A 10,965-nucleotide genomic window follows, 5' to 3' on the forward strand; every position below is an offset into this window, starting at 1 on the left:
ACCGAGTTGTTCAGCGTTTGGTTTCATCAGCACATCAATTTCCCGGATATTTTGTCTGGATTTCTGAGGGGCCGTTAACATTTGCTACACTTTGCCCTTTGACTCGCAACCGTATCCCTCCCACTATAAAAGGAAGAGAAGGCACTGGAAGACAGCCACATGGAGACATGTGCAGACGATCTGATGCCACCGACACCAACCACAAAGGGGTGACTCGTGTTTCCTGTTTTATTGTTTCTGTTTATTGTTGTTCCGATTATTGAGATTGCCCTGTTTATCCAGGTGGGGGGATTTCTGGGGCTGTGGCCGACCATTGCTCTGGTGCTGATCACCGCGGTTGTCGGGGCGTCCCTGGTCCGGAGCCAGGGGATTGCCACCCTGATGTCGGTGCAGCAGCGCCTGCAGCAAGGCGAGCTGCCGGCACAGCAGATTGTTGAAGGCGTGATGCTGGCGGTGGCCGGCGTGTTGTTGCTGACCCCGGGCTTTATGACCGATGCGCTGGGGATGCTGGTGTTGCTGCCGGGGCCGCGTGCCATGCTGGCCAAGCAGCTGATGAGTAAGGTGAAAGTACGGAGCATGGGCACCGGATTCGGGGCCGGGTTCGGTGGCGATCAGGGCTTCCAGGGCCATGGACCGTTTGATCGCCAGGACGATCCGTTCAATTCCCGCCCATCAGGTGGCGATGTCTTTGACGGTGAGTTCGAGCGTAAAGACAAAGAAAAATCGGATGACAACCACCGCCTGCACTAAACGCGGCGCAGATAGCAACAAGGCAACCTTCGGGTTGCCTTTTTGTTTGGTGCGCTGTGGCCGGAGAGCACGACCGCGATGTTGGTGGGGCGTCTTTATTGACCGGGTTCGATGGCGGGCCCGGTCAGGGTCCGGCGCAGGCGCAGGGCATAAAGGTAAGCGCCGATACCGCTGAGCAGATTGGCGATGGCAATGCCGATGAACAGGCCCTCCGTGCCGCCGAGCAGGCTGCCGATCCAGGCGGCCGGGAGCAAGAAGGCAAACAGGCGCAACAGGTTCCACACCAACGCGTGGAGGGATTGGTGCAGGGCATTGAGGGCGCTGATCAGCAGCATACACACCGCCTGCATGCCGTAACTGACCGGCACCACGATCAGGTAGTGCCAGAGTTGCTGCTGCACCTCGGCATCCTGGCTGAACAGGGACGAAAGCGGCCAGCTCAGCGGCACCATCATGATAAACACCAGCAACTGGAACAGGATGGCAAAGCGCATCGCGGTAAACAGGGCCTGGAAAGCCCGGTCGGGTTTGGCGGCGCCGAGGTTCTGGGCCATAAACGGCATCAGGGCGGAGCCGAGGGCCATCATGACGATCACCAGTATCGATTCAATCCGCATGGCCGCGCCGTAGGCTGCGACCGAAGCGGTGCCTTGAGCGGCCAGTAGCGACATCAGCAGCGCGCCCGACAGCGGATTCAGGGCATTTGACAGGGCGGCTGGGGTGCCGACCTGCATGATTTGGTGCCAGTCCTGGCGCAGCCAGCGTAGTTGCGGCCAGGCCAGCAGCTGTTCACGGCGGATCAGAATATACAGCGACCGGCTGAGGGCAAAGGCCCAGCTGATCCCGCTGGAAATTGCCGCGCCCTGCACGCCCAGTTCGGGGAACGGGCCGTAGCCGAAGATCAGCAAGGGGTCGAGTACCCCGTTGATCACCCCGGCCAGCATCATGATCTTGGCCGGGGCCTGGGCATCGCCGGTGGCCCGGATGGCGCTGTTGCCGGCCATCGGGATCACCAGCAGCGGGATCGCCAGGTACCAGATCTGCATATAGTCCTTGATGGTCGGCAGCAGCTCCGGGCTGGCGCCGATCAGGGTAAACAGCGGCTCAATGCTGAGCAGGCCGAGGCTGGCGGCAATCAGCATCAAAATCATTGCCAGCAGCAGGCCGTGGGTGGCAAAGCGGGCGGCACTTTGGGGATCGCCACTGCCGAGCAGACGACCAATCCGGGTCGAGAGCCCGACACTGACCCCCATGGTGATGCAGTTGAGCGCAAAGGTGACCGGAAAAGTGAAGCTGACCGCCGCCAGGGCTTCGGTGCCGAGCAGTGAAATAAAGAAGGTATCGACCAGGTTGAACATGAGAATCGCCACCATGCCGAATATCATCGGAATGGTTAAGCGCCGCAGCACATCGGGAATGGGCGCGGTGAGCAGCCCGTGCTTGTCTGCCTGTTTTTCTGTGGCCATAGTGGTCTCGGTCATGGAATGCCCGCTTACCCTAATGCAAAGAGTGTGAGCGGGCAAAAAATCTGCGAGAAAATTTTGAAAAAAATCTTGTTGGGGGCTTGGGATCCGAAAAAACGTCCCAACATGATTAGGTATCAGAAAGAGTCAGTGTCATTAGACACTGTTCCTATATAACGTATGGATATTACCAAAAATCAGGAGAGACGACCGATGAACATTCGTCCATTACATGACCGAGTTATCGTTGAGCGCCAGGAAGTTGAATCTAAGTCAGCGGGCGGCATCGTTCTAACTGGTTCAGCAGCAGAAAAATCTACCCGCGGTACCGTGCTGGCAGTGGGTAAAGGCCGCATTCTGGAAAACGGCACCGTTCAGCCGCTGGACGTCAAAGTTGGTGATACTGTGATCTTTGCAGAAGGCTACGGCACGAAGTCTGAGAAGATCGACGGTAAAGAAGTCCTGATCATGTCTGAAAACGACATCATGGCAATCGTTGAATAATCCGTTCACCTCAAACTAAGAATGAAGAAAGGAAGATAAAGATGGCTGCTAAAGACGTAAAATTTGGTAACGACGCTCGCGTAAAAATGCTGGAAGGTGTCAACGTTCTGGCCGATGCCGTAAAAGTCACGTTGGGCCCGAAAGGCCGTAACGTGGTTCTGGACAAGTCGTTCGGTGCCCCAACCATCACCAAAGATGGTGTTTCTGTGGCTCGTGAAATCGAGCTGGAAGACAAGTTCCAGAACATGGGTGCGCAAATGGTGAAAGAAGTTGCTTCTCAAGCCAACGATGCAGCCGGTGACGGTACCACAACAGCCACCGTTCTGGCTCAGGCGATCATCACCGAAGGTTTGAAAGCGGTCGCAGCGGGCATGAACCCAATGGATCTGAAGCGCGGCATTGATAAAGCGGTTACGGCTGCGGTTGAAGAGCTGAAAGCGCTGTCTGTGCCATGTGAAGACACCAAGGCGATTGCCCAGGTCGGTACGATTTCTGCCAACTCTGATGAGACTGTTGGCAACATCATTGCTGAAGCGATGGAAAAAGTGGGCCGCGACGGTGTGATCACCGTTGAAGAAGGTCAGGCACTGCACGATGAGCTGGACGTCGTTGAAGGCATGCAGTTCGACCGCGGCTACCTGTCACCATATTTCATCAACAACCAGGAAGCGGGTTCAGTTGATCTGGAAAACCCATTCATTCTGCTGGTTGACAAGAAAATCTCGAACATCCGTGAACTGCTGCCAGCACTGGAAGCCGTTGCAAAAGCCTCTCGTCCGCTGCTGATCATCGCTGAAGATGTAGAAGGCGAAGCGCTGGCGACCCTGGTTGTGAACAACATGCGTGGTATCGTGAAAGTTGCTGCGGTGAAGGCACCTGGTTTTGGTGACCGTCGTAAAGCGATGCTGCAAGATATCGCAGTGCTGACTGCCGGTACCGTGATTTCTGAAGAAATCGGTCTGGAGTTGGAAAAAGTTCAGCTGGAAGATCTGGGTCAGGCCAAGCGCGTGACTATCACCAAAGAAAACACCACTATTATTGACGGTGTGGGTGAAGAAGCGATGATTGCTGGCCGCGTGGCGCAAATTCGCCAGCAAATCGAAGATGCAACTTCAGACTACGACAAAGAAAAACTGCAGGAGCGCGTGGCGAAACTGGCAGGTGGTGTTGCGGTGATCAAAGTCGGCGCAGCGACTGAAGTTGAAATGAAAGAGAAGAAAGACCGCGTTGAAGATGCCCTGCACGCGACCCGTGCTGCGGTTGAAGAAGGCGTGGTCGCTGGTGGTGGTGTTGCCCTGATCCGTGCTGCTTCTAAAGTTGCTGGCCTTGAAGGCGCGAACGAAGAGCAGAACGTGGGTATCCGTGTTGCCCTGCGTGCGATGGAAGCACCAATCCGTCAAATCACCAAGAACGCCGGTGACGAAGAGTCTGTTGTTGCCAACAACGTGCGTGCTGGCGAGGGGAACTACGGTTACAACGCTGCGACCGGTGAGTACGGCGACATGATCGAAATGGGTATCCTGGACCCAACGAAAGTAACCCGTTCTGCACTGCAGTTCGCCGCTTCTGTGGCAGGTCTGATGATCACCACCGAAGCGATGGTGACTGATGCACCACAAGACTCTGGCTCATCAATGCCTGACATGGGCGGCATGGGCGGTATGGGTGGCATGGGCGGCATGATGTAATCCGCTGATAGTCCACACTATCTCTTTGAAAAACGGAGGCTTATGCCTCCGTTTTTTATGCCTGTCGTTTTTCTGTTTGTAGCGTTTTGCCGCAGACCAAAGGTGCGGTTAAAAATGGGAGGATTAGCGGGGGAATACCGGGTAGCTCGGGTTGAACGGTAAAAAAGCCCGAAAAGCTGCACGCAGTTAAAGTTATTTAAAAACAATCACTTAAATCTTGTGTTTGGAGCGTTTTTCCAGGCTTGTTATTTGTACATCTTTTTGCTGTCTTGTTCTTGTTTTGCTGTACATGGATACGGATGAAGATGAAGATGAGCAAGGAAAGGCGTGATCCGCGGGTAAGCAGCTTGTTTGGAAAAGTACTGAAAAAGCTGCACGTTTAAATAATCTAGCTAAAACAGCAATTTACGTGTTATACAGGGCTGGGTTTTCCTGAGGTGGAAAATGTGCACCTTTTCGATGTACGAAGTTCGATTTGGTGCACGTGTAGACCTGGTTTATTGCCGGTGGGATTCATCGGCTTCCGTGGCCGGAGGGGCTTCTGCCGAGTCAGCGGCTTGCGGTCGCGCGACTTTTTTGCGGCGGTGGCGATCAGCCCAGTGAGCATGGACCCCTTTTCGCAAAAAGCGCAGGCTGTTTTCCAGCTTGTCGACGCCGAGCAACAGGCCAATCACCAGGCCGGTCATGATCACGGCAGTTTGTCCGTGGTCCAGGCCGATGGTGATCCCAAGCGCGGCGAGCATCCAGACGACGGCGGCTGAGGTCACGCCGTGAATTTGCCCGTCCCGGTTCATCATCACGCCGGCGCCGAGAAAGCCGATGCCGGTGATCACCTGGGCGACGACTCGTGCCAGATCGGCATTGCTGGTCGACAGGGTCCGCCCCAGCATGATGAAGCAGTAGGTGCCGACAATAATCAGGGTTGAAGTACGGATCCCAACCGGTTTGCCGCGCAGTTGGCGTTCCAGGCCAATCAGGGCACCGCAAACACCGCACTGCAACAGTGCCGGCCAGCTAAATGGGGTGATGTCAGGTAACATCCCCGTATCCTCCTAAAATGAATGGTGTGGGGTTCTCAAAGGCAGCACGGCAACGCATTTGCCGTGCGTTGCCGTCCGTGTTTTGTCGCATCATCCCGTTGGGATAGCGCCCGGCTTACTGGTGCGCCAGCTGACGACGGCTTTTCTTCACCGCATTTTTCTCGATATGCTCGATAATCATCCCGGCGATATCTTTGCCAGTGGCCGTTTCAATCCCTTCCAGTCCCGGAGATGAGTTGACCTCCATCACCAGCGGACCGCGCTCGGAGCGTAGCAAATCAACCCCTGCAACACTCAGCCCCATGGCTTTGGCGGCGGCGACGGCGGTTTTGCGCTCTGCCGGGGTGATCCGGATCAGCGATGCGCTGCCGCCGCGGTGCAGGTTGGAGCGAAACTCGCCTTCTGCCGCCTGGCGTTTCATGGAGGCAATCACCTTGTCGCCAATCACCAGGCAGCGAATATCGGCGCCACCGGCTTCCTTGATGTATTCCTGCACCATAATGTTGGCTTTCAGGCCCATAAAGGCTTCGATCACGCTCTCGGCCGCTTTATGGGTTTCTGCCAGCACGACGCCGATGCCCTGGGTGCCCTCCAGCAGCTTGATCACCAGCGGTGCGCCGCCGACCATCTTGATCAAATCCGGAATATCGTCCGGTTTGCTGGCAAAGCCGGTAATGGGCATGCCGACGCCTTTGCGGCTGAGCAGCTGCAATGAGCGAAGTTTGTCCCGGGAGCGGCTGATCGCAATGGACTGGTTTACCGAGAAAACCCCCATCATTTCAAACTGGCGCAGGACAGAGCACCCATAGAAGGTGATATCAGCTCCAATGCGGGGAATGATGGCATCAAAGCCCGTCAAATCATTGCCCTCAAAATGGATCGAGGGTTGGACCGAGTTGATGTTCATATAGCAACGCAACGCATTGATGATCACAGCCTCATGGCCGCGTGCTTCAATCGCTTCGCGTAAACGTCGGGTGGAATACAGGTTCTCGTTTTGGGAAAGGATGCCAATTTTCATTGCGATACTCATAAAAGTCTGGGAAGCCTGCGGGCGGCGAAGTTTGGCTATCTTCATTGTCCACAGTATGGAGCGCGACTATGCGCTCCCACGGGGTAAAAATCGAGTGGTTCGACGATGATATTTTTTAATGTTCATGAGAGAAAAAGCTAATGGATATGGCGAAATGAGGTGACTCTCTGATGAGTATTTAGCCTGTGACGGGCCGTGTGGTTTATCCGGAAAAAACCTGAAAAAGCTGTACAGGTTTTTATGTGTTTTATTTCAATAGCTTATGTGTGTTTTTTAAAGGCGGCTATCGGTGGTTGTTTTTGTTCACCAAATTGGTGCTTCTTGCTCTTGGAGCTGTACATTCTGATCTGTGGCGCAGTTGCTCTGACTGTTGCGGTTACTGATGCTGTTAACACGACAGTTGCAGCTGTCGCGGGATTAACATGACATCATGGCCATTAAAACGCTGAACTGTGTTGACAGGGAAAATCGCTAAAAAAGCTGCACAATAAAAAATATAAATAAAAACAGGTATTTATTGAGTTATTTTTGAGTGATTACATTGAGTTGAATTTTGATCTGGAAAAGGGTGATTTTATTTGGGAAAGCTGTACGGCGATGCCCGGACGGGCGAGGGTTCGATTCGGAGCATGAGGCGAGATGCAGTCATCTCGCCTCATGGTGGTCGGCAGCAGCTGGGATCGCGTCTGCCGCAATTTTAGTTAGAAACGAAAGAGTTGCACCACATCCCGCAGGCTGCAGGAGCGGCGCTTCAGCTCTTCTACGCCTTGCTTGGCTTCTTCGGTCGAAGTGCGGTTGTCATCTGCGCTGCTGCTGAGATCAGCCACGTTGGCGGACAGGTGCTCTGCAGCACAAGCCTGCTCACGCACGGATTCTGTAATTTCATCCATGCCGTGGGTAATTTGAGTGATTTCACTGCGGAATCCCCCTAACGTGGTGTTGGCTTGCGCTGCATGCTGCACACAGTTGTCCACCTGAACCACGGCAGATTGCATGGTTTCGGTCGCCCCTGACGTGTCATGCTGAATCGCATTGATCATCTTACTGATTTCGATGGTGGCTTTTGCCGTTCGCTCAGACAGTTGGCGCACTTCATCTGCAACCACGGCAAACCCTCTGCCCTGTGCGCCTGCCCGGGCGGCTTCGATGGCTGCATTGAGCGCCAGCAGGTTGGTTTGATCGGCAATGCCTTTGATCACTTCCAGAATCGAGTTGATTTCGACGGCGCGGCCGTCGAGCTGGCGCAGTTTATCGGCCAGTTCATTGGTTTCTCGCTGAACGCGCTGCATCCCGATCACAGCCTCGTTAATGGCGGCCACCGTGGTATCGGTATGCAGTTCAAAGTTCAGCATTTGCTGGTTGGCGTGCCCTACGACCGTGGAAATACTTTGCGAGCTGGTTGCCAGCTCTTCAATAGCGGTTGCGCTGTTCCCGACATTGTCGGCCTGGGCAATCGAACGCTGGGTGATGGCGCTGACCAGCGGATCCAGCTGGGCGGTAATGGCCGCGACGCTTTCAGTCGACTGGTTGACTTCTAACATTCGCTCGCGCAGGGCTGCCATGAAGGTGTTGAATGCTTCTGACATTTTGCCGATTTCGTCGCGTGTGGTCACGCTCACGCGGCGGGTCAGATCCCAGTTGCCGTTGGCAATATCAACCAGCACGGCATACAGGGCGTTGATGGGGGAAACAATCGGGACGGCGATGAACCGGGCGGCGATCAATGCTGCGATTAACACCAGCAGGGCGACCACCGCGGTTTGCTTCAGCGCGTTGTTGAGCATTTGATCGACGTCGCTCAGCGAAATATCGACCCCAATGACGTAGAGTTCGCCCTGTTGATTGTAAAACGGCAGGAAAATCGACCGGTAGCGTCCGTATTCACCCTGGTAGTCCTCAAACTGAATTTGGTGGGTGTCAAATGCCGCATGGAGCATTTTCGGGACCACTTTATATTCTTCCAGGTACCAGTTTTGGTAGCGACCGCTTTGCAGCTCTTCCTGGGTTTGGTTGATGTAGGTGTAGTACACGCGGTTGCCCCGTTTGACGGTGGCGTAGGCCCAGTCCAGCCCTGAGGCTTGGATAAAATCGGCTAACCGGCGTGAAACGGTATCATAGTTCGCGGGGGAGGCGTTCTCCAACTGGTTATGGGCCTGCTGTCCGACAATATGATCGGTCGCGTTGGCTGCCGTGAGCAACTGCTCATTGAGGCGCTGTAGCGTCGATTCTTTCAGGAAATCGTAGGACAGGAAAGAAAGTAGCAGAATGATGGTGAGAGAAAGGCCGGCAAAGCTGGCAGACAGTTTATTTGTTAGGTTCATATATGAATGACTTAATATTGCGCTAATTAATGCAAAACGTGATATCCGTTCCATTTTGCGTGCATTGTATCTGTTATTAGCGGCTTGCGAGCAAAATTATTAAATCATTCGTTTGAAAAATAGAGTTTTTAAGTATTACGAGCTGAATAAGGCAGCTTTTCTGCCTTATTCAGCAATCCAGCCGGGATTTATTCAAGGTGTAAATCCAGCGGGGTCTTGCTGCGCCGTCCACCGATTTCCCGGGTCAGTTTCGGCACCAGGTAACCGGAGACCTGCTCCAGCAGTCCGGCCATCAATTGGCGGGCGCGGGTATCATCGACCATAAAATGCGCCGCGCCCTGTACTTTGTCCAGCACATGCAAATAGTAAGGCAAAATGCCGGCATCAAACAGGGCTTCGCTGAGCTGAACCAGCGCGCCGACTGAATCGTTGATCCCTTTGAGCAGCACACTCTGATTGAGCAGGGTGACTCGGGCCTGTTTCAGCTTCGCCATCGCTAGGCGCAACTCATCATTGAGCTCATTGGCGTGGTTGATATGGGTGACTAAAATGGTTTGCAGGCGGCTGTGTTGTAGCAGCTCACACAGCTCATCGGTGATCCGGGACGGCAGGACCACCGGCAGCCGGGTGTGGATCCGCAGGCGCTTGATATGCGGGATCTGGCTGATGTGCTCAACCAGCCAGCGCAGTTCACTGTCTTTGGCCATCAGGGGATCGCCGCCGGAGAGGATCACTTCGTTGATCTCCGGTTGCGCGGCGACATAATCCAGGGCGACCTGCCAGTTGCGCTTGCCACCCTGGTTGTCCTGGTACGGAAAATGGCGGCGGAAACAGTAGCGGCAATTGACCGCACAGCCCCCTTTGGTGATCAGCAGGACCCGGTTCTTGTATTTATGCAACAGCCCGGGAATCGCATTGTCCTGCTCTTCGAGCGGATCATGGGAATAGCCGTCATGGACCTCAAACTCTTCTTCCAGGGGCAACACCTGACGCAGTAAGGGATCATACGGGTTGCCAATTTCCATTCTTTCGACAAAGCTCAAAGGGACACGCAGTGCAAACAACTTCCGGGCCGCCAGCCCTTTTTCCCATGGGGCCGGATCAATTTTCAGGGTGGTTAACAACTGAAAGGGATCAGATATCGCATTCGCCAGATCATTGAGCCAGTTTTGCTCAACAGTTGCGGCGTTTCGGGTTATGATATGCGGCATTAATTACAACTCGAAGATGTTAAGAGGATAGAAATGGCGTCTTTCAGCACCAATGAATTCCGCGGCGGAATGAAAATTATGCTAGATAATGAACCATGTGTCATTATCGAAAATGAATTTGTGAAGCCAGGTAAAGGCCAGGCTTTCAACCGCGTTAAAATCCGCAAGCTGCTTTCTGGCAAGGTTCTTGAGAAGACTTTTAAATCTGGCGATTCTGTTGAAGCGGCTGATGTCGTTGATAACGAGCTGGATTACCTGTACAGCGACGGTGAATTCTTCCACTTCATGAACAACGAGACGTTTGAGCAAATCGCAGCGGATACCAAAGCGGTTGGCGACAACGCGAAGTGGCTGGTTGAGAACAACACCTGTACGCTGACGCTGTGGAACGGTAACCCAATCGCTGTGACTCCACCAAACTTTGTTGAGCTGGAAGTGGTTGAAACCGATCCAGGTCTGAAAGGGGATACGCAGGGTACTGGCGGTAAGCCGGCGACACTGACCACCGGTGCTGTGGTTCGTGTGCCACTGTTCATCCAGATCGGTGAAGTGATCAAGGTCGATACGCGCTCTGCTGAGTACGTCAGCCGCGTAAAATAAGCTACTCGATAGCATAAAAAAAAGGTCGCCGCGGCGGCCTTTTTTGATGCCTGTTGTCAGGGGCTTCTCTTCCTGAAATCGCGTCAGATGAAATGAAAAAAGCACCGCCGGCGGTGCTTTTTTATGGGCTCTGTTTGGGGGTTAAACCATGAAAACGAAAATCACCGCCAGGGCCGAGATCAGAAACGCCGAGGCGTAGCAAGCCACTTTGCCGGCAACACCGGTGTGGAATTTCAGATCGTGCATGCCGTGGTGCACGCGGTGCATGGCGTGCCACATCGGCAGCGCCAGCGTCGCGATGGTGAACAGGGCGCCGATAATGCTGGTGACAAAGCCGGAGACGCGCTCGTAGCTC

General features: G+C 54.2%; 10 protein-coding genes. 4 read left to right on the plus strand and 6 right to left on the minus strand.

Features of this window, described 5'->3' with window-relative positions; all coding sequences use genetic code 11:
- Window positions 1-216: 216 nt before the first annotated feature.
- Window positions 217-750, plus strand: a complete 534-nt coding sequence (locus VV869_RS22495; protein ID WP_337737184.1) for an FxsA family protein — start codon at window positions 217-219, stop codon at window positions 748-750.
- 95 nt (window positions 751-845) lie between these two features.
- Here VV869_RS22495 and VV869_RS22500 read toward each other — a convergent pair whose 3' ends face one another.
- On the minus strand, window positions 846-2,231 hold the full coding sequence (locus tag VV869_RS22500) for an MATE family efflux transporter (protein WP_337737185.1): 1,386 nt from the start codon (window positions 2,229-2,231) through the stop codon (window positions 846-848).
- A 195-nt stretch (window positions 2,232-2,426) separates the two neighbouring features.
- Here VV869_RS22500 and VV869_RS22505 point away from each other — a divergent pair, with 195 nt between their 5' ends.
- Complete coding sequence (locus VV869_RS22505) at window positions 2,427-2,717, plus strand: co-chaperone GroES (protein ID WP_075768202.1); 291 nt, start codon at window positions 2,427-2,429, stop codon at window positions 2,715-2,717.
- 41 nt (window positions 2,718-2,758) lie between these two features.
- Window positions 2,759-4,405 carry a chaperonin GroEL gene (gene groL, locus VV869_RS22510; protein ID WP_337737186.1) on the plus strand — a complete coding sequence of 549 codons (1,647 nt, stop codon included), beginning with the start codon at window positions 2,759-2,761 and terminating at the stop codon, window positions 4,403-4,405.
- A gap of 497 nt (window positions 4,406-4,902) precedes the next feature.
- Here the strand turns inward: groL and VV869_RS22515 are convergent, their stop codons facing one another.
- The 4 genes from VV869_RS22515 to epmB all read right to left on the minus strand — a co-directional run bounded on the left by VV869_RS22515 (window position 4,903) and on the right by epmB (window position 10,010).
- On the minus strand, window positions 4,903-5,445 hold the full coding sequence (locus VV869_RS22515; RefSeq protein WP_337737187.1) for an MgtC/SapB family protein: 543 nt from the start codon (window positions 5,443-5,445) through the stop codon (window positions 4,903-4,905).
- Window positions 5,446-5,560: 115 nt separating this feature from the next.
- On the minus strand, window positions 5,561-6,466 hold the full coding sequence (gene rimK, locus VV869_RS22520) for a 30S ribosomal protein S6--L-glutamate ligase (protein WP_337737188.1): 906 nt from the start codon (window positions 6,464-6,466) through the stop codon (window positions 5,561-5,563).
- 713 nt (window positions 6,467-7,179) lie between these two features.
- On the minus strand, window positions 7,180-8,799 hold the full coding sequence (locus tag VV869_RS22525; RefSeq protein WP_337737189.1) for a methyl-accepting chemotaxis protein: 1,620 nt from the start codon (window positions 8,797-8,799) through the stop codon (window positions 7,180-7,182).
- 188 nt (window positions 8,800-8,987) lie between these two features.
- Complete coding sequence (gene epmB / locus VV869_RS22530; protein WP_337737190.1) at window positions 8,988-10,010, minus strand: EF-P beta-lysylation protein EpmB; 1,023 nt, start codon at window positions 10,008-10,010, stop codon at window positions 8,988-8,990.
- A 33-nt stretch (window positions 10,011-10,043) separates the two neighbouring features.
- On the opposite strand from epmB, the gene efp reads away from it, so the two are divergent.
- Window positions 10,044-10,610, plus strand: coding sequence for an elongation factor P (gene efp, locus VV869_RS22535; protein WP_337737191.1), 567 nt, complete (start codon window positions 10,044-10,046; stop codon window positions 10,608-10,610).
- Window positions 10,611-10,751: 141 nt separating this feature from the next.
- On the opposite strand, the gene frdD is transcribed toward efp, so the two are convergent.
- The coding region (gene frdD, locus VV869_RS22540) for a fumarate reductase subunit FrdD (RefSeq protein ID WP_337737192.1) at window positions 10,752-10,965 on the minus strand (214 nt) is incomplete at its 5' end.

The sequence above is a fragment of the Photobacterium sp. MCCC 1A19761 genome (assembly GCF_037389125.1).
Taxonomy (GTDB): Bacteria; Pseudomonadota; Gammaproteobacteria; order Enterobacterales; family Vibrionaceae; genus Photobacterium.

Bases quoted from the DNA above. Each gene is read 5' to 3' on its own strand.
- VV869_RS22515 (WP_337737187.1), bottom strand. From the start codon at position 5,445: ATGTTACCTGACATCACCCCATTTAGCTGGCCGGCACTGTTGCAGTGC.
- efp (WP_337737191.1), top strand. From the start codon at position 10,044: ATGGCGTCTTTCAGCACCAATGAATTCCGCGGCGGAATGAAAATTATG.
- VV869_RS22500 (WP_337737185.1), bottom strand. From the start codon at position 2,231: ATGACCGAGACCACTATGGCCACAGAAAAACAGGCAGACAAGCACGGG.
- rimK (WP_337737188.1), bottom strand. From the start codon at position 6,466: ATGAAAATTGGCATCCTTTCCCAAAACGAGAACCTGTATTCCACCCGA.
- VV869_RS22505 (WP_075768202.1), top strand. From the start codon at position 2,427: ATGAACATTCGTCCATTACATGACCGAGTTATCGTTGAGCGCCAGGAA.
- epmB (WP_337737190.1), bottom strand. From the start codon at position 10,010: ATGCCGCATATCATAACCCGAAACGCCGCAACTGTTGAGCAAAACTGG.
- VV869_RS22525 (WP_337737189.1), bottom strand. From the start codon at position 8,799: ATGAACCTAACAAATAAACTGTCTGCCAGCTTTGCCGGCCTTTCTCTC.
- groL (WP_337737186.1), top strand. From the start codon at position 2,759: ATGGCTGCTAAAGACGTAAAATTTGGTAACGACGCTCGCGTAAAAATG.